At 70.2% G+C, this 20869-nt stretch carries 25 protein-coding genes; 14 read left to right on the plus strand and 11 right to left on the minus strand.

The features are described from left to right. Window positions 1-49 precede the first annotated feature (49 nt). Window positions 50-1696 (plus strand): DNA repair helicase XPB, encoded by a 1647-nt coding sequence (locus ACQCO7_RS18895; RefSeq protein ID WP_464072960.1) that lies wholly within the window; start codon window positions 50-52, stop codon window positions 1694-1696. Between the two features lie 7 nt (window positions 1697-1703). On the opposite strand, the gene ACQCO7_RS18900 is transcribed toward ACQCO7_RS18895, so the two are convergent. Then, window positions 1704-1892 carry a hypothetical protein gene (locus ACQCO7_RS18900; RefSeq protein ID WP_409116606.1) on the minus strand — a complete coding sequence of 63 codons (189 nt, stop codon included), beginning with the start codon at window positions 1890-1892 and terminating at the stop codon, window positions 1704-1706. A gap of 232 nt (window positions 1893-2124) precedes the next feature. On the opposite strand from ACQCO7_RS18900, the gene ACQCO7_RS18905 reads away from it, so the two are divergent. The 3 genes from ACQCO7_RS18905 (at window position 2125) to ACQCO7_RS18915 (ending at window position 5731) form a co-directional block, all read left to right on the plus strand. Continuing rightward, complete coding sequence (locus ACQCO7_RS18905; RefSeq protein WP_464072961.1) at window positions 2125-2472, plus strand: GntR family transcriptional regulator; 348 nt, start codon at window positions 2125-2127, stop codon at window positions 2470-2472. Window positions 2473-2555: 83 nt separating this feature from the next. After that, entirely contained in the window at window positions 2556-3452 is an 897-nt protein-coding gene (locus ACQCO7_RS18910) for a DUF1648 domain-containing protein (protein WP_464072962.1), read from the plus strand. A 215-nt stretch (window positions 3453-3667) separates the two neighbouring features. After that, window positions 3668-5731, plus strand: coding sequence for a HelD family protein (locus tag ACQCO7_RS18915; protein ID WP_464072963.1), 2064 nt, complete (start codon window positions 3668-3670; stop codon window positions 5729-5731). Between the two features lie 35 nt (window positions 5732-5766). Here the strand turns inward: ACQCO7_RS18915 and ACQCO7_RS18920 are convergent, their stop codons facing one another. Further along, the gene (locus ACQCO7_RS18920; RefSeq protein ID WP_464072964.1) at window positions 5767-6444 is read right to left on the minus strand and encodes a copper homeostasis protein CutC; all 678 of its coding nucleotides are present in this window, start codon (window positions 6442-6444) and stop codon (window positions 5767-5769) included. Between the two features lie 81 nt (window positions 6445-6525). Beyond that, complete coding sequence (locus ACQCO7_RS18925; RefSeq protein ID WP_464072965.1) at window positions 6526-7197, minus strand: maleylpyruvate isomerase family mycothiol-dependent enzyme; 672 nt, start codon at window positions 7195-7197, stop codon at window positions 6526-6528. Window positions 7198-7247: 50 nt separating this feature from the next. On the opposite strand from ACQCO7_RS18925, the gene ACQCO7_RS18930 reads away from it, so the two are divergent. Further along, window positions 7248-7895 carry an HD domain-containing protein gene (locus tag ACQCO7_RS18930; protein WP_464072966.1) on the plus strand — a complete coding sequence of 216 codons (648 nt, stop codon included), beginning with the start codon at window positions 7248-7250 and terminating at the stop codon, window positions 7893-7895. A 17-nt stretch (window positions 7896-7912) separates the two neighbouring features. Continuing rightward, complete coding sequence (locus tag ACQCO7_RS18935; protein ID WP_464072967.1) at window positions 7913-9001, plus strand: GNAT family N-acetyltransferase; 1089 nt, start codon at window positions 7913-7915, stop codon at window positions 8999-9001. Here the strand turns inward: ACQCO7_RS18935 and ACQCO7_RS18940 are convergent. Together ACQCO7_RS18940 and ACQCO7_RS18945 are read right to left on the minus strand one after the other, a co-directional pair. Continuing rightward, the gene (locus ACQCO7_RS18940; RefSeq protein ID WP_010351218.1) at window positions 8974-9264 is read right to left on the minus strand and encodes a DUF4031 domain-containing protein; all 291 of its coding nucleotides are present in this window, start codon (window positions 9262-9264) and stop codon (window positions 8974-8976) included. The genes ACQCO7_RS18935 and ACQCO7_RS18940 overlap by 28 nt on opposite strands. After that, complete coding sequence (locus ACQCO7_RS18945; RefSeq protein WP_409116613.1) at window positions 9261-9659, minus strand: hypothetical protein; 399 nt, start codon at window positions 9657-9659, stop codon at window positions 9261-9263. The genes ACQCO7_RS18940 and ACQCO7_RS18945 overlap by 4 nt, the downstream gene beginning before the upstream one ends. A gap of 56 nt (window positions 9660-9715) precedes the next feature. On the opposite strand from ACQCO7_RS18945, the gene ACQCO7_RS18950 reads away from it, so the two are divergent. Together ACQCO7_RS18950 and murQ are read left to right on the plus strand one after the other, a co-directional pair. After that, entirely contained in the window at window positions 9716-10600 is an 885-nt protein-coding gene (locus ACQCO7_RS18950; protein ID WP_464072968.1) for a MurR/RpiR family transcriptional regulator, read from the plus strand. A 140-nt stretch (window positions 10601-10740) separates the two neighbouring features. After that, on the plus strand, window positions 10741-11667 hold the full coding sequence (gene murQ, locus ACQCO7_RS18955; RefSeq protein ID WP_464072969.1) for an N-acetylmuramic acid 6-phosphate etherase: 927 nt from the start codon (window positions 10741-10743) through the stop codon (window positions 11665-11667). Window positions 11668-11710: 43 nt separating this feature from the next. On the opposite strand, the gene ACQCO7_RS18960 is transcribed toward murQ, so the two are convergent. After that, entirely contained in the window at window positions 11711-12277 is a 567-nt protein-coding gene (locus ACQCO7_RS18960) for a hypothetical protein (protein ID WP_409116616.1), read from the minus strand. Between the two features lie 120 nt (window positions 12278-12397). Here ACQCO7_RS18960 and cpt point away from each other — a divergent pair, with 120 nt between their 5' ends. After that, window positions 12398-12934, plus strand: coding sequence for a chloramphenicol phosphotransferase CPT (gene cpt / locus ACQCO7_RS18965; RefSeq protein WP_464072970.1), 537 nt, complete (start codon window positions 12398-12400; stop codon window positions 12932-12934). Between the two features lie 25 nt (window positions 12935-12959). On the opposite strand, the gene ACQCO7_RS18970 is transcribed toward cpt, so the two are convergent. Both ACQCO7_RS18970 and ACQCO7_RS18975 read right to left on the minus strand, forming a co-directional pair. Next, a complete protein-coding gene (locus tag ACQCO7_RS18970) occupies window positions 12960-14465 on the minus strand; it encodes a carboxylesterase/lipase family protein (RefSeq protein WP_464072971.1) in 1506 nt (501 codons plus the stop codon). 157 nt (window positions 14466-14622) lie between these two features. Continuing rightward, window positions 14623-15738 (minus strand): NADH:flavin oxidoreductase, encoded by a 1116-nt coding sequence (locus ACQCO7_RS18975; RefSeq protein WP_464072972.1) that lies wholly within the window; start codon window positions 15736-15738, stop codon window positions 14623-14625. 290 nt (window positions 15739-16028) lie between these two features. Between ACQCO7_RS18975 and ACQCO7_RS18980 the strand changes: the two genes are divergently transcribed. Beyond that, window positions 16029-16610 (plus strand): ALF repeat-containing protein, encoded by a 582-nt coding sequence (locus ACQCO7_RS18980; RefSeq protein ID WP_464072973.1) that lies wholly within the window; start codon window positions 16029-16031, stop codon window positions 16608-16610. Between the two features lie 80 nt (window positions 16611-16690). Here ACQCO7_RS18980 and ACQCO7_RS18985 read toward each other — a convergent pair whose 3' ends face one another. After that, window positions 16691-16912 (minus strand): hypothetical protein, encoded by a 222-nt coding sequence (locus ACQCO7_RS18985; RefSeq protein ID WP_464072974.1) that lies wholly within the window; start codon window positions 16910-16912, stop codon window positions 16691-16693. Continuing rightward, the gene (locus tag ACQCO7_RS18990; protein ID WP_464072975.1) at window positions 16909-17142 is read right to left on the minus strand and encodes a hypothetical protein; all 234 of its coding nucleotides are present in this window, start codon (window positions 17140-17142) and stop codon (window positions 16909-16911) included. The genes ACQCO7_RS18985 and ACQCO7_RS18990 overlap by 4 nt, the downstream gene beginning before the upstream one ends. A gap of 116 nt (window positions 17143-17258) precedes the next feature. On the opposite strand from ACQCO7_RS18990, the gene ACQCO7_RS18995 reads away from it, so the two are divergent. Together ACQCO7_RS18995 and ACQCO7_RS19000 are read left to right on the plus strand one after the other, a co-directional pair. Then, the gene (locus ACQCO7_RS18995) at window positions 17259-18104 is read left to right on the plus strand and encodes a helix-turn-helix domain-containing protein (RefSeq protein ID WP_464072976.1); all 846 of its coding nucleotides are present in this window, start codon (window positions 17259-17261) and stop codon (window positions 18102-18104) included. After that, window positions 18085-18339 carry a DUF397 domain-containing protein gene (locus tag ACQCO7_RS19000; protein WP_464072977.1) on the plus strand — a complete coding sequence of 85 codons (255 nt, stop codon included), beginning with the start codon at window positions 18085-18087 and terminating at the stop codon, window positions 18337-18339. The genes ACQCO7_RS18995 and ACQCO7_RS19000 overlap by 20 nt, the downstream gene beginning before the upstream one ends. A gap of 43 nt (window positions 18340-18382) precedes the next feature. Here the strand turns inward: ACQCO7_RS19000 and ACQCO7_RS19005 are convergent, their stop codons facing one another. Continuing rightward, a complete protein-coding gene (locus ACQCO7_RS19005; protein ID WP_464072978.1) occupies window positions 18383-18766 on the minus strand; it encodes a hypothetical protein in 384 nt (127 codons plus the stop codon). A gap of 530 nt (window positions 18767-19296) precedes the next feature. Between ACQCO7_RS19005 and ACQCO7_RS19010 the strand changes: the two genes are divergently transcribed. Together ACQCO7_RS19010 and ACQCO7_RS19015 are read left to right on the plus strand one after the other, a co-directional pair. After that, complete coding sequence (locus tag ACQCO7_RS19010; protein WP_464072979.1) at window positions 19297-20160, plus strand: hypothetical protein; 864 nt, start codon at window positions 19297-19299, stop codon at window positions 20158-20160. Next, on the plus strand, window positions 20157-20828 hold the full coding sequence (locus ACQCO7_RS19015; protein WP_464072980.1) for a Uma2 family endonuclease: 672 nt from the start codon (window positions 20157-20159) through the stop codon (window positions 20826-20828). Before ACQCO7_RS19010 ends, ACQCO7_RS19015 begins: the two co-directional genes overlap by 4 nt. Window positions 20829-20869 lie beyond the last annotated feature (41 nt).

Below are 20869 nucleotides of genomic sequence, written 5' to 3' on the forward strand. Positions count from 1 at the left end.
CGGATGAGGCACACTGGACGTTTGCCCCGTGCGGAAGGGATCCACGTACGTGAACGGTCCTCTCATCGTCCAGTCCGACAAGACACTGCTGCTCGAAGTCGATCACGAGCAGGCCGATGCGTGCCGTCGGGTGATCGCGCCGTTCGCCGAGCTGGAGCGGGCGCCGGAGCACATCCATACGTATCGGGTGACGCCGCTGGGGCTGTGGAACGCGCGGGCCGCCGGGCATGACGCCGAGCAGGTCGTGGACGCGTTGGTGCAGTTCAGCCGGTATCCGGTGCCGCACGCGCTGCTCGTCGACATCGCCGAGACGATGGACCGGTACGGGCGGCTGACGCTCAGCAAGCACCCGGCGCACGGGCTGGTGCTGACCAGCACCGACCGGCCGGTGCTGGAGGAGGTGCTGCGGTCGAAGCGGATCGCGCCGCTGGTGGGGGCGCGGATCGATCCGGACACCGTGATCGTGCACCCCTCGGAGCGGGGACAGATCAAGCAGACACTGCTCAAGCTGGGGTGGCCGGCGGAGGACCTCGCCGGGTACGTCGACGGGGAGGCGCATCCGATCGAGCTCGACGAGGACGGGTGGGCGCTGCGGCCGTACCAGAAGCAGGCCGTCGAGAACTTCTGGCACGGGGGCAGCGGCGTCGTCGTCCTGCCCTGCGGTGCCGGGAAGACGCTGGTCGGGGCCGGGGCGATGGCCGAGGCCAAGTCGACGACGCTGATCCTCGTCACCAACACCGTCTCCGCGCGGCAGTGGAAGCACGAGCTGGTGAAGCGGACCTCGCTGACCGAGGACGAGATCGGGGAGTACAGCGGGACGCGCAAGGAGATCCGGCCGGTCACCATCGCGACGTACCAGGTGCTGACCACGAAGCGGAAGGGTGTGTATCCGCACCTGGAGCTGTTCGACTCGCGGGACTGGGGGCTGATCCTCTACGACGAGGTGCATCTGCTGCCCGCGCCGGTCTTCAAGTTCACGGCGGATCTTCAGGCGCGGCGGCGGCTCGGGCTGACGGCGACGCTGGTGCGGGAGGACGGGCGGGAGTCCGACGTGTTCTCCCTGATCGGGCCCAAGCGGTTCGACGCGCCGTGGAAGGAGATCGAGGCGCAGGGGTACATCGCGCCCGCGGACTGTGTCGAGGTGCGGGTCAATCTCACCGACTCCGAGCGGCTCGCGTACGCGACCGCCGAGGCCGAGGAGAAGTACCGGTTCTGTGCGACGACCGCGACGAAGCGGAAGGTGACCGAGGCGATCGTGCGCCGGTTCGCCGGGCAGCAGATCCTCGTCATCGGGCAGTACATCGACCAGCTCGACGAGCTGGGGGAGCATCTCGACGCGCCGGTGATCAAGGGGGAGACCTCCAACGCGCAGCGCGAGAAGCTCTTCGACGCGTTCCGCGAGGGCGAGATCAGCGTGCTCGTCGTCTCGAAGGTGGCGAACTTCTCCATCGACCTGCCCGAGGCGACCGTCGCCATCCAGGTCTCCGGCACGTTCGGCTCGCGCCAGGAGGAGGCCCAGCGGCTCGGGCGGGTGCTGCGGCCCAAGGCGGACGGGCATCAGGCCCACTTCTACTCCGTCGTCGCCCGCGACACCATCGACCAGGACTTCGCCGCGCACCGGCAGCGGTTCCTGGCGGAGCAGGGGTACGCCTACCGGATCGTCGACGCGGACGAGCTGCTGGCCGAGGACGTCTGAGCGCTCCTCACCCGCGGCGCCGGACACCTGCCTCCTCGCCGTACTCTCCGAGGATCATGACGTCGAAAGCGGCACCGGCGAACACGCGTATCGCGTGCACGGTGTCGCCCAGGCGGTGCCTGTGCGGACTGCTCATCGGGGTCGCACCTGACGGGCGACCGGCGGCCGGGGCTGGTGTGAAGGTCGCTGCGCTCATGCATCCATAGTGCGATCCCGGACGTAAAGCGGGCATCACCCCACAGAGCCAACTTTCCCACCCGTTCCGTAGTACTCAAGAGGGACGGGATTTCTCAGGGGTATTAGGGGGCGGTCTCAGGGTTCCTCCGACAGCACGACGCGATCGCCTGCGGCGGTCGTGGCCTTCGGCGTGCCCGGAACCCTGGCGGGGGTGTCCACAAGAAGATAATGGTGCTAGCTTCATTAGCACCATGTTGCTGACACTGGACGTCACAGACAGTCGGCCGCTGCACGAGCAGGTGGCGTGGGCGGTCCGGCGGGCCATTGCCGAGGGGGAGTGCGGGCCGGGGGACCGGCTGCCGCCCGCCCGGGAGATCTCCGAGGCGTTGGGGGTGAATGTGAACACTGTGCTCAGAGGACTACGGGGGCTACGGGACGACGGAGTGCTGGAGTTCCGGCGAGGCCGGGGGGTGACCGTCTCCGTGGGAGCGGATCAGCGGGGTGTGGTGCTCGGGCGGGTGCATGAGCTGGTCGCGGAGGCGGCGCGGCTCGGGTACGGCAGGGACGACCTCATCGAGATGATCAGGGAGACGCCATGAACGGGCGGACGGGGAACGGGCGGAGTACGGGCGGACGGTTCGACGCAAGTCGCGGGTGGGGTGCGGTCGTTGGGTGCGGTGCCGTGTTCGTGCTGCTCGTCGCCCTGCCGCTGATCGCGCGCGGGCGGCTGCCGGACCGGATGGCCACGCACTGGGACGGCAGCGGGAGGGCCGACGGATCCATGCCGTTCTGGGGCACCGTCGCCTTTCCGGCGCTGATCTGGGCGGTAGGCTGCGCCGCCTCGCTGTACGTGGCTCTGAAGGTGTCCCGCGGTAGTACGGCGGGGTGGGTCGGGCTGCCGGTGCTGGGGCTCGGGCTGGTCGGTGGGCAGGCGGCCGTCGTACGGGCGAATCTGGACGTCCGCGACTGGCGCGAGGCCGGGTCCACGTACGGCTGGATCGTCGGCGTGGTCGTCGTGGCTCTCACGCTGGGTGGGCTCGTGTGGCTCTCACGTCGTAGTACTCCAGAGCCAGAGGGCGACGGGCCTGTCATGGACCTCCCCCAAGGCCGGCGGGTTGCGTGGTTCTCGCGACTCTCCAGCCCGGCGCTCCAGGCGGTCGCGGCGGTCCTCGGGTTCGTGGCCCTCGCGGTCGCCGCCGCATCCCTCGGAGGTATGACGGGACCACGGCCGGGCCTCCTCCTGGCCATCGGCTTCGGCGTCATCTCCCTGCTCTCCTTCACCTTCGCGTCGGTACAGGTCCGCGTGGGCGAGCAGGGGCTTCAGGTCTCCTTCGGCCCTCTCGGCTGGCCCGCGCGCCGCTGGTCCGTCGCGGACATCGAGTCGGCGCGCATGGAACAGCGCACTCCCGCACAGGCCGGCGGCTGGGGGTACCGGATCAACGGGCTCGGTACGACCGTGATGCTGCGTGGCGGCGAGTGCCTGGTCGTCCGCGCCAAGGGGCGTGACTTCGCGGTGAGCGTGGACGACGCGGAGCGGGGCGCGGCGCTGCTGAACTCGCTGCGAGCTCTCCAGGGTTAGACGGGTACGACCGTCGCGGTACGCGGCCTCCGGGGCCCGGCCGGGGCAGTCGTACGTCTGTGCCGTACGGCCGTGAGGGTCCGGGCGGCGAAAACCCGTTGGCCCCCGCACCGTCCCCTCGCCTACACTCTCCGCTCTTGCCGCCTCCCTCGTGGAGTGCCGTCGTCCGGTCGGAAACCGGTCGGCCCCTGTCGCACCCCATCCGCAGCTCACGCATGCCCGGAGGCATCCTCTTGTCCACGCCTGTGCCCGTCGACGATCCCTTGTTCCGTGAGCGCTCCCACCTCGCCGCGTCCCGTACCGCGCTGCGGGCGATGCGGGAGGACGTGCAGGCGCTGGACATCAAGGACGTGACCGCCAACTGGGTTAACGCCGAGGTACTAGGCCGTCAGATCGAGGAGCGCATCAAGGCACTCGCCGACCTGAGTGATACCCCCTTGTTCTTCGGCCGGCTGGACTACCTCCACGCGCCCGGTACCGAGCAGGCCGAGGGGGCGGACGGTGAGAGGTTCTACATCGGGCGTCGGCATGTGCACGACGCCGACGGCGACCCCATGGTCATCGACTGGCGCGCACCGGTCTCGCAGCCCTTCTACCGGGCGTCGAAGAAGGACCCGATGGACGTCGGGCTGCGGCGCCGGTTCGGGTACACCGGCGGCGACCTCACCGCGTACGAGGACGAGCACCTCTCCGACCCGGCGGAGGCGGCACGCACCAGCAAGCTGCTCCAGCAGGAGATCGAACGGCCGCGCGTCGGCCCGATGCGGGACATCGTCGCGACGATCCAGCCCGAGCAGGACGAGATCGTGCGCAGCGGCCTCGCGGGCAGCGTCTGCGTGCAGGGAGGTCCGGGGACCGGGAAGACCGCCGTCGGTCTGCACCGGGTCGCGTATCTGCTGTACGCGCACCGCGAGCGGCTCGCGCGGACCGGGACGCTGGTCATCGGGCCGAACCGGTCCTTCCTCCACTACATCGAGCAAGTCCTGCCCGCCCTGGGCGAGTTGTCGGTCCGTCAGGCGACGGTGGACGACCTCGTCGCGCACGTCGAGGTGCGCGGCGCGGACGAGGCTCCCGCCGCCGTCGTCAAGGGCGACGCCCGGATGGCCGAGGTGCTGCGGCGGGCCGTGTACGCGCACGTCACGCTGCCCACCGAGTCCGTGGTCGTGGTGCGCGGATCGCGGCGGTGGCGGGTGCCCGCGTACGAACTCGAGGACATCGTGCGGGAGTTGCTCGACCGCGACATCCGGTACGGCGCGGCGCGCGAGGCCCTGCCGCAGCGGATCGCGCACGCGGTGCTGGTCCAGATGGAACGGGCCGGGGAGGCGCCGGACGACCGGGTCCAGGACTCGGTGGCCCGCAACAGCGCGGTGAAGGCGGCCGTCAAGTCGGTCTGGCCGCCCGTCGATCCGGCGAAACTGGTCCTGCGGCTGCTCTGCGAGCCGGAGTTCCTCGCCGAGCACGCGGCCGGCATCCTCACCGACGAGGAGCAGAAGACGATCCTGTGGACCACGCCCGTACGGTCCGTGAAGTCGGCCAAGTGGTCAGCGGCGGACGCGGTGTTGATCGACGAGGCCACCGACGTCGTCGAGCGCACGCACTCCCTCGGGCACGTCGTCCTCGACGAGGCGCAGGACCTCTCCCCCATGCAGTACCGGGCGGTGGGACGGCGCTGCACGACCGGTTCCGCGACCGTCCTCGGCGACCTCGCGCAGGGCACCACCCCCTGGGCGACGCGGAGTTGGGAGGAGGCGCTCGGCCATCTCGGCAAATCCGACGCGGTGGTCGAGGAGTTGACCGCCGGGTTCCGGGTGCCGACGGACGTCATCACCTACGCGTCCCGGCTGCTGCCGCACATCGCGCCCGGCCTCGCGCCCGTCGCGTCGGTGCGTGAGAACCCCGGCTTCTTCGAGCTGCGCGAGGTCTCCGAGGTGGAGCAAGTCGTCGCGGCGTGCGGTGAGTTGCTGCTGCGGGAGGGGTCGATCGGGCTCATCGCCGCCGACGCCCGGATTCCCGTGCTCGCGGAGGCGCTGGGGGCGGCCGGGGTGTCGTACCTCGACCCCGGCCAGGAGACCACGGCCGAGACCCGGCTCACCCTGGTTCCGGCCTCGTTGGCGAAGGGCCTTGAGTACGACTACGTCGTGCTGGACGAGCCGCAGGCCGTGGTGGACGGCGAGCCGGACGAGCGGACCGGGCTGCGGCGGCTGTACGTCGCGCTGACTCGTGCCGTTTCCGGGCTGGTTGTCGTGCACGGGCATGAACTGCCGGAGCAGATCCGCTGATTGCCGTGGGCCATCAGCGGCCTTTCCGCACCCCGTCAGGCGCGGTCGATCGCCCGGCGCCAGGTCCGGACCGCTTCCGGCGCCACCGGCTCGGCCCAGCCGTACGGCCGTACCGCCCCGCCGACGTGGAAGGCGTCGACCCCGGCCGCGCGCAGGACCGGTACGTGCGCCAGCGTCAACCCGCCGCCGACCAGGAGGCGTTGCTCGTACCGGCCCGCCTCGCCCAGCAGCGTCTCCATGCCCCGCTCGACGCCGTCCGGCGAGCCCGCCGTGAGGTACGTGTCCAGGCCCGGCATGCCCGCGAGCGCCTTACGGACCGCCTCGCGGTCGGCGGCGTGGTCGAGTGCGCGGTGGAACGTCCAGCGGCAGCCGTCCAGTTGGGCGGCGAGCCGCTCCACCGCGCCCACGTCCACGGCGCCTTCGGCGTCCAGGAACCCCAGCACGAACTGGTCCGCACCGGCCTGCCTGAACTCCCCTGCCACGCGCACGAGTCGACCGAGGTCGCCCGCCGCGAAGCCCGCCGACCCCCTGAGCATCACGCGGACATCGATGTCCACGGCCGCGCGGACCGCGCCGAACACCGAGAGCGCCGGGGTCAGTCCGTCCGCCGCCATCTCGGAGACCAGCTCGACCCGGTCCGCGCCGCCCGACTGCGCCGCGACCGCGTCCTCGGGGGTGAGGGCGATCACCTCCAGGAGCGGACGCGTGCTCATACGGGGCCTTTCGTCGAGAGGTACCTCTCCGGAGGTACCTCCAGCGGGGTACACCTACAGGTCTAGTCCAATCAGAGTACGTTACGCGAACAGATTCAGCTCGTCCTCCCGCACCCCCACCAGCTCGTACGACGCCCCCTCCACCGGCCGCCCCGAGTACAGCCGGACCAGCGTCGCCGCCGGGCCGAGGTAGCGGGCCGGCGGGTGGGTGCCGTCGGAGTGGCCGAAGGCGACGGGAGCGTCCGTGTCGTCGAGGTCGGCCTGGAGGGGGATGCGTTTGCGGTGGTGGGTGAGGTACCTCAGGAGAGCCAGGGCCTCGGGGAGGGCCGGACCGGCGTAGGCCCCGGGCTCGTTCCATGCCTCGCGTACATCGCCCGCGTGGATCCACTCGCCGAGCGCGATGGCGTCGAGGCGGCCGGTCGAGGCGGCGAGCAGCGGGCCGACCTCGGTCATGCCGCGTTCCAGCTCGTCGACGATCCGCCCGGTGGGCCAGTCGGCGCGGTCGGCGATGTCGCGATCGTTGGCCTCGGGGGAGAACACGCCCTCCTCGAAACGGTTCTCCACCACGCGGATCAGGGCCGAGGAGCAGTGCGCGAGGACATCGCGCACGGACCAGCCCGGACAGCCCGTGGTCGGGAGCGCGAAGTCGGCGTCGGGACGGGCCCGCAGGAGGGGTATGAGAGCGTCGCGCTCGGCGGTGAGGAGACGGCCGGGGAGTTCGGGGTCGCGGGGTAGCTCCGAAGTAGGGGTCACCCATCCAACCTAGGGCGTAGAGGATCATCGCGTGCCGGGACAATGGAGCCATGGCCGATCTCGACGCCCTGCACGCCCGCTGGCTCTCCGCCCTGCTCTCCGCGCGGGCCGACGACTCCCGCGCCGTCGCGCCCCACCGGTACGCCGACAACCTGATCGGGCGCTGGCAGGAGCCCCAGCGCAGGTATCACACCCTCACGCACCTCACGGCGGTACTGGACCGCGTCGACCTCCTGGAGAGCTACGCCGACGACGCCGATCTGGTGCGGCTCGCGGCCTGGTTCCACGACGCCGTCTACCTCCCGGAGCGGTCGACGAACGAGGAGCGGTCGGCGCGGCTGGCGGAGCGGGCGCTGACCGAGGCGGGCGTGCCGGAGCGGGGCGTGGCGGAGGTCGCGCGGCTCGTACGGCTCACCCAGGGGCACGCCCCGGCCGACGGGGACCGCAACGGCGAGGTGCTGTGCGACGCGGACCTCGCGATCCTGGCCTCGGCGCCGGACGCGTACACGGCGTACACGGCCGCCGTCCGGGAGGAGTACGGCTTCGTTCCCGAGGACGCGTTCCGGGCCGGGCGGGCCGACATTCTGCGTCAACTCCTCGGCATGGAAAGGCTGTTCAGGACGCCGTACGGCCAGGAGCGCTGGGAGGCGGACGCGCGGCGCAACATCGCCGCCGAACTGGAGGTGCTGACCGGCTGAGGCCCTACGCTCACGTCATGCGGAGAAGTCTTTCGGGCGGAGATCAACTGGACGCGGCCGTCGCGGAGAGCGTCACGCTGCTGCGGGCGCTCGCGGACCGGGACTGGGCGGGCACCCCGGCCTCGGGCCTGGAGTGGAGCTGCCGGGTGACCGCCGAGCACATCGCGTACGAACTCTTCGGATACGCCGGGCAGTTGGCGGGCCGGGTGCAGGGGGCGTATCTGCCCTTCAAGCTCCGGTTCGACGAGGAGACGCCCAACTCCCGTGTGGTGGACGTGATCGAGGCGGCCGGTGCGGTGCTCGCGGCGGCCGTACGGACCACGCCGCCGCGTGTGCGGGCGTACCATCCGGCGCCGTTCCGGGGCGCGAACCGGCAGGGGTTCGCGGCGATGGGGGTCGCCGAAGTCCTGCTGCACACCCACGACATCGCGCGCGGCCTGGACGTCGACCACCAACCCGCCCCGGAACTCGCCGAGTTCGTGCTCCAGCGGATCTTTCCCGAGGTGCGTCCGGCGCTCGACCCCTGGGAGACGCTGCTGTGGGCGACCGGGCGCGGTGAACTGCCGGGCCGCACACCGGTGTTGCGCTGGCTCTGGCACAACAGCCTTGTCCTGCCCACCGATCGGCTCACGCTGGAGTCCGCCACCCCGGCCGTGCTCGCCGAGCTGTGGGTGGGCGGCGACGGCGGGTTCGACTGGCTCGGGGACGGCCCCCTGGACGGGACGCGCGAGGCCGCCGGGCTGGTGTTCTCCTCGTACGAAAAGGGCGTCCTGCGGGCGGAGTTCGGGCTGTTCGTGCTCGTGCGGCGCGCGGACGGGCTGGCGATCGGGAGCCTCGGTTTCCACGCGGCGCCGGACGGGGACGGCCGTACGGAGATCGGGTACGACGTCGTCCCCGAGGCGCGCGGGAACGGGTTCGCGACGGAGGCGGTGCGGGCCGTCGGGGAGTGGGCGCTCGGGCGTGAACAGGGGGACGTGGACAGCGTGTTCGCCGTCGTCGAGCCCGAGAACCTCGCGTCCAAAGGGGTGTTGGAGCGGGCCGGGTTCGTCGAGGCGGGGACCGATCCGGAGGGGGACGCCTACGAGCTGCGGCGGTACCGGCTCTGAGGGACGCTCGCCTTGCGCCGTCGCAGACCCGCGCCGTGCAGGAGCCGTACGACCTCGCGGCTGCTGACCTCGACGGCTCCGGCGGCCACCACGTCGGCGTAACGCTGTGCGGGGATGTCGTAGTGATCGCGCTCGAAAGCGCGCGGCGGAACGCCCAACTTCTCGGCGAACGCGTGGAGTTCGTCGTAGGAGACGTCGCTGACCAGGTGGGACCAGAGGCGGCCGTGGCCGGGCCAGGTGGGCGGGTCGATGTAGACGGTCATGAGGACGGCGGTCCGCTCCGGCCGGTGCCGAGGGCGCCGACCGCCGCGACCTTCACGCCGGCCTTGTGGCAGACCCAGTGCGGGTCGGGGCCCAGCTCCGGTTCGACGTCCAGCGCGTGCGGGTCGCCGGAGCCGCAGACCGGGCACAGGGGCCAGCGGCCGTACCTCTCCAGCAGTGCGTCCTGTACGTCCTGCGCGACCAGGCCCGCGACGTACTGCGCGCCGTCCGGCCACTGCTCCACCCACCAGCGGCGCTGTACGACCGACTCCTCGACCAGCGACACCACGTCCGCCTCGGCGACCTCGCCCGCGACCAGGTCGGCGAGGACCAGGGCGCGGGCCCTGTGCAGGGCCTGCTCCAGGGGGCTTACGGGGTGTACGGGGTCGGTGCTCATGTCTTCATTGTGCGCACTCTTGACCCGGTCACCGAAATGAAAATATCTTTCAGAGTGTGACCCGTGACGTGAAAGAAATTTTCGGCGGCGCGCTCGCGGCCAAGGTGCGTACGCTCGCTCCCTCCATGACCCGGTCCATGCAGCGGGTCGCCGAGGCCGTCGCGGGGGACCCCGCCGGGTGCGCGGCGCTCACCGTCACCGGGCTCGCGGAGCGGACGGGAACCAGTGAGGCGACCGTCGTCCGTACCGCTCGGGTACTGGGGTATCCCGGGTACCGCGATCTTCGGCTCGCTCTTGCCGGGCTCGCGGCGCATCAGCAGTCCGGGCGGGCGCCCGTGCTGACCACGGATATTTCCGTCGACGATCCCATCGGTGACGTCGTCACCAAACTCGCCCACGCCGAGCAGCAGACGTTGGCCGATACCGCCGCCGGGCTCGATACCGTTCAGCTCGGGGCCGCCGTTTCCGCCGCCGCTTCCGCCCGGCGCGTCGATGTTTACGGCGTCGGGGCTTCCGGGCTTGTCGCTCAGGATCTTGTGCAGAAATTCTTGCGCATCGGGATTGTCGCCCATGCACACAGTGATCCTCATCTCGCGGTGACCAATGCGGTGCAGTTGCGGGGCGGGGATGTCGCCGTCGCCATTACGCATTCCGGGTCCACCGGGGATGTGATCGAGCCGCTGCGCGTCGCGTTCGAGCGAGGGGCTACCACCGTGGCCATTACCGGCCGGGCCAATGGGGCGGTCACTCAGTACGCGGATCATGTTCTGACCACGTCCTCTGCTCGGGAGAGTGATTTGCGGCCTGCGGCCATGGCGTCGCGGACCGGGCAGTTACTGGTGGTGGACTGCCTGTTCGTGGGGGTTGCTCAGCGGACTTATGAGGCTGCGGCTCCCGCGTTGGCCGCGTCGTACGAAGCGCTGGCGCACCGGCATCGGTAGGCCGTAGGGGTGATCCTTTCGGTCGGGCTGCGGGTTGTGTGCGGCTGGTCGCGCCCCGCAGCGGAGCTGCTGTTAGACACAGCCCCGCGCCCCTACAGGTAGGTGTAGGAATCCCTTTGGATTGAAAGAGCCGTCTTTTTATGTCCTCCTCCGACCTTCTCTCTCAGCTCTCCTCCCTTCCCACCGAGTCCTTTCGTGCCGACTTCGCTCGTATTGATGAGCTGTCCACGCTTGATATCGCTCGGCTCATGAATCGTGAAGATGCCGGCGTTCCCGCTGCTGTCGCTACCCAGCTGCCTGTTATTTCTGCCGCCGTCGATGCCATTGCCCTGCGGATGGAGCGTGGGGGACGGTTGATTTACCTGGGGGCCGGGACCCCTGGGCGGTTGGGGGTTTTGGACGCCTCCGAGTGTCCGCCTACTTTCAATACCTCTTCCGGGCAAGTGGTGGGGCTTATCGCCGGTGGAGTGGGGGCGCTCGTCGATTCCGTCGAGGGGGCCGAGGATTCCCGGGAGTTGGCTGTGCGGGATCTTCGGGGGGTGGCTCTCACGGGGGACGACTCCGTTGTGGGGGTATCGGCCTCCGGGCGTACCCCTTACGCGGTAGGCGGGGTGGAGTACGCACGGGGTAGAGGGGCCTTGACCGTGGGGATCGCCTGTAATCCCGGGAGTGCTCTGGGACGTGCCGCCGAGTACGGGATCGAGGTCGTCGTGGGGGGTGAGCTGCTCGCCGGGTCCACTCGGCTCAAGGCCGGGACCGCTCAGAAGCTCGTCCTCAACATGATCTCCACGATCACCATGATCCGGCTCGGGAAGACGTACGGGAACCTCATGGTCGACGTACGCGCGTCCAACGAGAAGCTGCGGGCCCGGTCCCGGCGGATCGTCGGCGTCGCGACCGGGGCCGAGGACGACGAGATCGAGGCCGCGCTCACCGCTACCGGCGGTGAGGTGAAGGACGCGGTGCTCATGCTGCTCGCGGGGGTGGACGCGGGGACCGCCCGGCGGTTGCTGGCGGAGGCCGGGGGGCATCTGCGGGGTGCGCTCGCCGCGCATCGCGGGGCGTAGTACCTGCGGGCTAGGGACGTAGTACCTGGGGGTCAAGGCCGGTTCAGAGGTTGCCCAAGGGCTCGATGTCCACCTTCAGGGGGGTACCCCATACCCGTAGTACCTCGTAGTCCGTGAACTCGTGGACCAGGCGGTACGCCATCGCCGGGCGCGGGCCCCGGCGTACCGCCGCGAGGAAGGCTTCCGCTTCTCGGCGGTCCCTGCGGGGGGTGCCGCACAGTTGCCACTCCTGGCCGTTCCACAGTTCCGGGAGCCAGCGTTGCTGGGGTTGCGGGCGGTCCTCCCGTACGCCGTACCGGCTGGGGGTCGTCGGGATCTGCGGGGGCGGGGTCGAGCCGTGCAGTTCCGAGCGGCGGGCCGTTCTGCGGCGGGTCTCGCACAGGAGGCAGCCGTCGGGGGCCTCCGTGTCGACGGGGCCGTAGGGGTGCTCGGCGCAGCGGGTCACCGGGGCCGCGCCCTCCACGCTGTCGTCCAGCAGGTCCAGGGCTCGCTGGATGTCCGCCTTCATCTCGTGGAGCTTGGCGTCCGGGGTGTCGCCGGTCAGCGCGTCGCCGTGTTCGCCCAGGAGGCGGAGGGCTCGGCCTAGGGCGGTGAGCTGGGCGTGGTTCATGGTGTGGGTTTCCGGCCGGGGGTGGTGGGTCCAGAGTAGGCGGGTGGGGGTGGAAACGGCCGGTGGGGAGGGGCGGAAATCTGTTGTCCGGGGGGTGCGGGGGGCTCCTACTGTGGGGGGATGGGTACTCGGGTCGTTTTTCTCAACGGTGGGTCCAGTTCCGGGAAGTCCGGGATCGTTCGGTGTCTTCAGGAGATTCTGCCGGGGGCCTGGATGGCTTTCGGGGTGGATTCGTTCGTGGAGGCGCTGCCTCGGAAGATGCGGAACTCCGAGGAGGGGATTCTGTTCGAGGCGGACGGGAGTATCCGGGTGGGGGCGGAGTTCAAGGCGGCCGAGGCGGCTTGGCGGGAGGGGGTCGCGGCGGTGGCTCGGGCCGGGGGGCGGGTGATCGTCGACGATGTGCTGCTCGGTGGGGCCGACGGGCAGCAGGGGTGGGAGAAGGTCTTCGACGGGGTGGATGTGCTGTGGGTGGGGGTGCGGTGTGATGCGCAGGTCGCCGCCGGGCGGGAGATCGCTCGGGGGGACCGGGTGCCGGGGATGGCCGAGTCGCAGGCGGAGGCCGCGCACGCGGGGGTCCGGTACGACGTCGTGGTGGACACGAGCCGTACCGAATCCCTGGCGTGCGCACGGGTGATCGCGGAGAGGGTGACGGGGTGACCCTCTCCGTCGGGACCCGCTCCCGTCAGTCCACCAGCGGCAGCGCCTCCCACGCGTACCCCTCCCACAGCCTCCTCGCCGTCTCCTCCGGGTAGCGGCTGACCTCCGGCGGGGTGTCCAGGATCTGCGTGAGCCCGCGTTCCAGGCCGTACGCCTCCCAGCCGGGGTCGCCGGTGCGGGCGAAGGACGTCCAGGACGTCTGGAAGCGGGCGGTGAGGTCGGCCGCGTCCGGCGGGACCTCGCCGCCGGGGAAGACGACGGCGCCCATGTCCGCGGCGTACGTTCCGAAGAGGAGGGGGACGTCCAGGGCGTGGCAGCCGCGCAGGATGCCGCCGTGGGCCGGGGGTGTCCAGGTCAGTTCGTAGAGGTGGGCCGAGCCGCCTGCCGCCAGCTGGGCCTCCGCGAGGTACAGGGACGGCATCGCGAACAGCCAGTCCGACTGGACGCGTTCGAAGAGGTCCTGCGCCGTGGCGTCCGGGAAGGCTTCGCGGTACGCGCGCTCGCCGGGCTCGCCCCCGCCGGGGGCGTACATGCGCAGCGCCGCCGTCGCCTGGTCCTCCGTGATGCGGCCCAGGAGGTTCCCCATGACCGTGAAGAGGCGGTACTCCTGGGAGTTGTGGCCGATCAGGAGGTCGATGTCCCGCGCCTCACCCGCGCGCACCGCCTGCCACGGGGTCTTCGGCAGGATCTCGCCGTCCACCACCGGCGAGTACGGCACGGACGTCGGCGCGACCTGCCCCCAGCGCGTGTACGCCGCCATCTTGGCCGACAGGGCCTCGCCCGCCCCGGGGAGTTTCCTCGGCGGGATCGTCGCGAGGTCGGCCGCCGTCGGCCGTACGCCCGCCTCCGCCGCGAGCGCCACCGCGATGTCCCGGGCCAGGGGCGCGGAGAAGTACGTGACCGGGATGCTCTGGGCGATGGCGCGGTGGAAGAGGCCCCGGGCCGCCGGCGTCGCGAGGAGCGCGGCGACCGAGCCGGCGCCCGCGGACTCGCCGAACACCGTGACGTTCCCGGGGTCGCCGCCGAACTCCGCGATGTTGTCGCGGACCCACTCCAGGGCGGCGATCTGGTCGAGGAGGCCCCGGTTGGCGGGGGCGCCCTCGATGTGGAGGAAGCCCTCGATGCCTACGCGGTAGTTGAAGGTGACGACCACGACGTCACCCTTGCGGGAGATGTGCTGGGCGTCGTAGCCGGGGCTGCCCGCGTGGCCCATGCGGTAGGCGCCGCCGTAGATCCAGACCATGACCGGGCGCGGGGCCTGCGGGGCCGGGTCCGGTGTCCAGACGTTCGCCGTCAGCCAGTCGTCGCCGCCCGTGGCGGGGGTGCCCTGGAGGCCGGTCTCCTGCGGGGGCGGGTCGCCGAACTCGTACGCGTCCCGCACGCCCGTCCAGGGCGCCGGAGGGGTCGGCGCCTGGAAACGGGCGGGGCCCACCGGGGGTGCGGCGAAGGGCATGCCCCGGAACACCGTCAGGCCGTCCTCGCGCCTGCCCCGGACCACACCGGCCGTCGTACGAACCTCTTCCGCCGCCATCCCTTGCTCCTCTCGTCTCCCACCGACCGCCTCTGACCCGCCCAACGGCTCGCATCGAACAAGGGTTCCAGCGAGCCGCCGATCCGGCCGGAGTTCACTCGTGTGGGTGACAAAAGGGTAGGACAGAGGGGTGGACAGAGGGGCCGGGCGGAGGGCCTCAGCTCAGCGTCTGGAGCGCCGCCGGGTCGAACGCCCGCAGCTCCTCGACCCGGCCGTCCAGCACCTTCGCCGCCCACTCCGGGTCCTGGAGCAGCGCGCGCCCGACGGCCACGGCGTCGAACTCGTCCCGCTCGAAGCGCTCCAGCAGGTCGTCGATGCCCTTCGCCTCGGCCCCCTTCCCGGCGAACGCCGTGTTGAACTCGCCGTCGAGTCCGACCGAGCCGACGGTGATCGTCGGCCTGCCCGTGAGCTTCTTGGCCCAGCCCGCGAGGTTGAGGTCGGCGCCGTCGAACTCCGGCTCCCAGTAGCGGCGCGTCGAGGCGTGGAAGGCGTCGACCCCGGCCGCCGCGAGCGGCGTGAGGATCGCCTCCAGCTCCTCCGGCGTCTCGGCGAGCCGCGCGTCGTAATTGTCGTACTTCCACTGCGAGAAGCGGAAGATGACCGGGAACTCCGGAGACACGGTCTCGCGTACGGCGGCGACGATCTCGGCCGCGAACTTGGTACGCGCGACCGGGTCACCCCCGTACGCGTCGGTGCGGCGGTTGGTCGTGCCCCACAGGAACTGGTCGATCAAGTAGCCGTGGGCGCCGTGGAGTTCGATGCCGTCGAAGCCGAGGCGTTCGGCGGCGGCGGCGCTCTGCGCGAACGCGCCGATGACGTCGTCCAGGTCGCGCTGGGTCATCGTGTGGCCGTCGGCGGTGCCGTCGACACGCAGGCCGGAGGGGCCGACCGGCGGGGCGTCCGTGAACGGCGGCTGGCCCGCCTTGCGGATCATGCCGATGTGCCAGAGCTGCGGGACGATCCTGCCGCCGGCCGCGTGGACCGCGTCGGCGACCTTCGCCCAGCCCGCGAGCTGCTCCTCGCCGTGGAAGCGGGGTACGCGGTCGCTCTCACCCGCCGAGTCGTGACCGACGTACGTCCCCTCGGTGACGATCAGGCCTACCCCTGCGGTAGCACGACGTGCGTAGTACGACGCCACGTCCTCCCCAGGTATCCCCTCCGGGGACTGCATGCGGGTCATCGGGGCCATCGCGATGCGGTTCGCGAGGGTGAGGCCGTTGATGGTGACCGGGCGGGACAGGATCTCGGAGGCACGGGTGGGGGTGGCTGCCACAGGAAGGGCTCCTCGCTCGTGAAGTCGTCTGGCTGACCGGTGGGTATGTGCATACGCATACGCCTTGTACGTCCAGGTCAACCGGACCGCGGTCCACGCCATTTCCGGACGAGGGGGTAGGGGGGTGTGATCCCGGACACCCCGTAGTACTTGAGAGGTGTTCTCGGTACGGCGCCCTGAAGCGCACCGGCAACAACTCCACCTGGAGCACTGCCCGTTATCGAAATGCACCGCCCCCGTCCCTCGTGCGAGGCTCTCCCCTCAACATGACTACACGGGGAGACAGCAACATGAGACGCCTGACCCGCGCCACCCTTCTGCTCACGACCGCCGCCCTCACTCCGGCGCTGCTCTTCACGTCCCCGGCGTTCGCGACGACCCCGCCGACGACTTCGACTTCTGCGACCGTGTCCGCCGAAGTCCCCATCGACGACATGTCGTTGGACGAACTCCGCATCGCCACCCTGCGTCTCATGTGGAGCCCGATCAGCGGCAAGGCCGTCACCCGCGCGGGCAACAAGGCGCTCGATGGCACCGCCGACGACCTGCGGAACTTCCTCAAGACCGGGTACCGGCTCGCGCAGGCCGAGGACGATCGCGTCCAGATCTCCACCATCCTTGCGCGCAAGCCCGGCAAGGCGGTCGTCCGCGAAGCGGGCAAGGCCCTCGATGTGAATACGCCGGAAGTACTACGTGCCTTCCTGGCTACCGGGTATCGCCTCGCGCAGGCCGAGGACGACCGCGTCGCCGTCGCGCGGATCATCGGGGACCCGAAGAGCAGCCCTGCGCTCCGCGCGGCGGCGCAGCGCGTGATCGATGGGACGCCGGAGGAGTTGCGGTACTTCCTTGAGGTCGGGCAGTACGAGGTCTGAGACGCCGGCCAGCAGAAGAACGGCCCCGCCTCGTGCCGTGAACCGGCTTGCGGGCGGGGCTGGTCGGGGCTTCTCCGCGTTCAGGAGTTGAGCTGGCTCCGAGTGCGCGTGTTCCTGTTCCGCGTGCGGACCCGTTCGCTCAACAGCGCTTCCTGCGTGGGGAGTTCCGTGTCCGTCGGGTGGCAGTCCCACTCCACTCCGCCGCCGATCGGGCGGAGTTGGAGGTGGCCGTTCAAGTGGTCCATGACCTCGCCGATACGGTTCGAGCGGGTGTCGAGGACGTAAGTGCCGATCTTCGTCATCGAGTTGGGGCTCCCGCGCGGATGAGGGCAGTGGTGAGGCGGGTGGCCGTGGCCACGTTGCAGCGGCCGAGTTCGAGGAGGTGGTACGCCGGGTCGCGGTGCGTCGCCGAGACCTGGTCGGCGGCGAGGGAGGGGAGGGTGATGCCGGCGTCCGCGAGGGCGTTCCGCAGTCTGGTGAGGGCTTCGTCGATGGTGGGGGTGGGCTCTTCAGCCCCGGTCAGCTCCTTCATGTGCGCACTTCCTCCACGCTGAGTGTTTTGGTTCACCACACAGCGTGGTCGCCGCTCTTCTAACCTGGCCAGAGGAGGCGCAGCAACAACTCCGGCTGTAACGGAGGGAGTCGATCATGGCGAAGCAGAAGGATCTGGATCTGCCGACGTCACCCCGCGTGTTCCTGGGCAGGGAACTCAAGCACGCCCGCGAGGAAAAGGGGTACAGCCAGACGGGATTGGGGGAGGTCCTGTTCGTAAGTGGCTCGTACGTCGGTCAGATGGAGGTGGGCATCCGGCGGATCAGGCCTGAGATGGGGCCGCCGCTGGACAAGGAGTTGGGGACGGGGACGTTCTTCACGCGCAACTCGAAGGAACTGGCCAAGAAGTCGAAGTATCCGGAGCACTTCGAGGAGGCGGCGGAAGCCGAGGCCAAGGCGACCGAGATCAGGCACTATCTGCCGTTGCTGATCCCCGGGTTGTTGCAGACGCCGGAGTACGCGGAGTCGTTGTTCCGCACGTACAGGCCCACGGCATCGGACGACGAGATCGAGGAGCTGGTGGCACTCCGCATGGGGCGCACCCGTCTCCTCGACGGTCCAACAAACCCGTTGCTCTGGGTGGTTCTGGACGAGGCCGCGCTCCGTCGGCCGGTCGGAGGTCCAGCTGTCATGGCAGCCGCGCTCCGGCATGTGGTGGACATGGCCCAGCGGCGTCGGGTCATCTTGCAAGTGCTGCCGTTCAGTTCAGGAACCCATGCCGGAATGGGCGGTTCCCTGAAACTCATGGCGTTCGAGGATGCCTCGCCGCTGTGCTTCACCGAGGGACTTGACATGGGAAAACTGGAGGACGACCCGGCTTTGATCACCCGTCACACCCTCACGTTCAACCTCCTCCAGGCGGATGCTCTCCCCACCCCGCGATCACTGGCTCTAATCGAGTCGGTGGCGCAGGATTACGCCCATGAAGCACAACACCTCTGAGTACGCACCGAACAGCGCAGCCTGGTGCAAGACCAGCGACAGCAGCGACCGCCTCGAAGTCGCGCGCTGGCGCAAGTCGACGTACAGCGCGGGTGATGGCGGCGACTGCCTCGAAGTCGCGGACGGACACCCCGAGTTGACCCCCGTCCGCGACTCCAAGAACCCCTCCGGCCCGGCGCTCGTCTTCCGTACGCAGTCCTGGGCCGCCTTCGTCGAAGACCTCAAGCAGGGCTAGCCCGACCTGTTGGGCCGCCCGTCCCCCGACGGCGCGGCCCTCCTCAATGCGTCAGGTCCAGCACCGCCGTACAGTGCTGGTCCCCCTCCGGCTCCGCCCACAACTCCCGTTCCCCCGACCGCGAGAACACCTCCGCCATCACCGCCGGACCCGCCTCCGCGAGACGTACGTCGCAACCGATGACACCCGGGGTGTCCTGGCGACGTACGTACAGCCGCATCCCGCCCCCACGTTGGTACACGAACCCCACCAACAACGACTCGGCGCTCTCCCGTTCCTCGAAGCTCGGGTGTGGGCAGCTCAGGGTGGTCAGCAGTGTGTGGGCGCGGTCTTCCGGGCGGGCCTCCCCCAACTCGCGCTGCACGAAGTCGACCACCTGCCACGAGAGCAGTATCTCGTCCCGCCGGAAGAGCGGCATCTCGTACACAGCCCGGAACTCACCGGCGAACGTTCTCCGGCCGCCGACCGCGATGTGTACGGTCTCGGCGCCCGCCGGGCCCGGGAGGACGCCCCGTACCCCCGTCTGCGGTGATGTCGGCCTGCACTACGGCCGCTTCCCACGATGTCATCGCTTCGGTTCCTTGTTCGACGTACGGAAAGGCAGGGCGATGGACGCCTTCGGAGGGCCGGTCATCCTGACGATGCTTGCCGGTGTGCTCGTCATCCTCAAGTATCGGCGCCGGGCGGCAAGGCGGCGTTCACCGCTTCCCGCTCGCGACGCCCCGGGGCTCAAGTCCTGAGCTTCGAGCCGTTGCTTTTTTGAATGGGTGTGGGTCTCAACCCGCCCTCCCACCCCGCCTGTTGACTTTGCGGGTTCGGGTTGCGACGGAGTGTCAGTTGGCTTTACGGTTCTGCCAACACAAAGGCTCCGGACGTAAATCAACCCCCAACAGGTGCTGACAACACCTGTGGGGGTTTGACCGAAGGAGCCGCCCTCTCAGAGCAAGGGCTACACCAATGGCTGACGCCAACTTTAGTACCACCGACCTGCCCGCGCACCCGATGGCCAAGCCCGGGTACGGCAAACGCACCGCCCCCGGCCAACAACCGCGCCGCAAGGGTGACTTCGATCACCTCCTCCCCCGCGACGCCGCCATCGCCGGATACCTCGACCGGCTTCCCGACGGCGCCGACATCTCCGTGAAGATGCTCGCCAAGACCACCGCGTACGGGCAGTGCGCGCTACGGACCTCCCTCAACAGGATCCAGGCGGCGGGACACTTGCGGCGGGGGCAGGAGAAGGTGACGTCCCCCTCCGGCACCGAACTCTGGATCACCCGGACGTTCTTCAGCCGCACCGCCCGCGCCGACGACTGGTGGGCCGCGTTCACCCGGGGTGACGTACCGCCGGACAACTCCGAGCCCCCGCAGACCCGTTCACGCGCCGTCATCCTCCTCGCCGCGCTCAGCCGTACCGCGCCCTCGCTGTTCCTCTCCGCCGCCGAGTGCGCACGGCTCGCTCCGCTGGTCGAGGAGTGGTTCGCGCGCGGCGCCGGTGCGGAGGCCATCCGTACCGCCCTCACCGCCGGGCTGCCCTCACCCGTCCACTCCCCCGCCGCGCTCCTGCACCGCCGCCTCGTCGACAAGATGCCGCCGCCGGTACCCGTACGACCCGTACAGGCCGTGAGACCCGTACGGCTTCTGGAGTGCTCCGAGTGCAGGGTGCCGGGGAGGCCGGAGGCGTTGCCAGGGGGACTGTGCAAGGGGTGTACGGGGAGTCCCGTACGACCTGCGGGGTACCGGGACGCCCTTGATGTTCGCGCCCAGACGGATACGTTCCGGGCCTCGATCCGGATGAAGCCGCGCGTGGGGGCACGATGACCTCCGGGCCTGCCGAACGTCCGGACACTCCCGTCGAGGACTTCGAGGAACTGGCCGAAGCCGTCCCGCCGAACGTCCGGCTCGTGTACGTCGACGGCCGGGTCCGCACCGAAACGCCGCTCGGCGTCGAGGAGTTCGAGGAACTGGCGCGCCGGGCACCGAAGAACTTCTGGATCGAGTACAGCCGGGGAAAGCTGGAGCTCAAGGCCCCGCGCGACGGCAATCACTCCTGCATGCTGATGGCCCTGCTGCGCCAACTCCTCGCGCTGCGCCCCAGCCACGGCCTGTACTCCGCCGTCGGCATCAAGACGGAGGCCCAGCTCACAGGGCGCGCCATCGCCGACGGGGCCTTCGCACCCATCGGTCACTTCATGGGACACGGCAACTGGTCCGACCCCGCCGGAATCCCGATGGTCGTCGAGATCACCTCCCGCGACCTCCGCACCAACCAACGCGCACGCCACGAACGCCCCGTCGCCTACGCGGAAGCCGGCATCCCCGTCTACCTCCTGCTCGACCGCAACACGGCGACCTTCACCGTCCACAGCTCCCCCGAGAACGGCCGCTACCGCAGCTCCCTGTCATACCCCTGGGGTACCCCCGTACCTCTCCCACCCCCGGTCGACCTCACCCTCGACACCCAGACCCTCAAGATCTACTCCGGCTGACCCTGTAACGCTTCCCCCTCCCCCCCGCCAACTACAGACGT

Source organism: Streptomyces saintjeani (assembly GCF_055409605.1).